At 66.4% G+C, this 622-nt stretch carries 2 protein-coding genes; both read right to left on the bottom strand.

Annotated elements, in window-relative coordinates; translation table 11 throughout:
• Positions 1–247 (bottom strand): transposase (locus NW808_RS06595; protein ID WP_414420690.1); only part of this gene is annotated, 247 nt, incomplete at its 3' end.
• A gap of 28 nt (positions 248–275) precedes the next feature.
• The gene (locus NW808_RS06590) at positions 276–581 is read right to left on the bottom strand and encodes a transposase (protein WP_414420689.1); all 306 of its coding nucleotides are present in this window, start codon (positions 579–581) and stop codon (positions 276–278) included.
• Between the last annotated feature and the right edge of the window lie 41 nt (positions 582–622).

Genomic DNA, 622 nt, shown 5'->3' with positions numbered 1-622 from the left:
CTTCGTTCACCCCCACCGCCACCAGAAGGGCCAGGTCCACCACCCGCCCGCCCCAGTTCACCTTGAAGTAGGCCGCGTCCAGGTAGAGGTAGGGGTAGGCCAGCTCCAAAGGCCGGCCCCGCCAGGCGGAGAGTTCCTCCTCCAGGCGCTGGGCTACCCTGGAGACCGCGTCTTTACCGATGCGCGCCCGGGACAGGCCCTCCGTGATGGCCGCTACCTTGCGGGTGGAGACCCCTCGCAGGTACATCTCCAGCGCCGCCTCCGCTTTGGGGCCCCTACCCCAAATGAACCGCTACCTCCCCGGTCATCCGCTTGTACCGCTCAAAGACCTCGGTCAGGAAGGTCCCCTCCCGGTCCCGGGGTACCCGGAGCTGGGCGATCCTGCCCGCCGGCGTGATGAGGTCCCGGGTGTAGTAGCCGTTCCGCTCCCCGCGGCGGCTTGGGGTGCGCTCACGGTAACCCGCAGCCAGGTGCTCGGTCATCTCTTCTTCCAACACCTGCTCGATGACGGCCTTGACCCCTTCCCGGATGCGCCGGCTGATCTCCTCCTTGGTCAACCTCTTGAGCTCCTCTCCGTCCATTCCGCCCTCCATGCTTAACCCACAAAATACGCGACACTACC

The sequence above is a fragment of the Synechococcus sp. W70.1 genome (genome assembly GCF_047461515.1).
Classification (GTDB): Bacteria; Cyanobacteriota; Cyanobacteriia; order Thermostichales; family Thermostichaceae; genus Thermostichus.
This window is presented reverse-complemented; position numbering and strand designations above follow the sequence as displayed.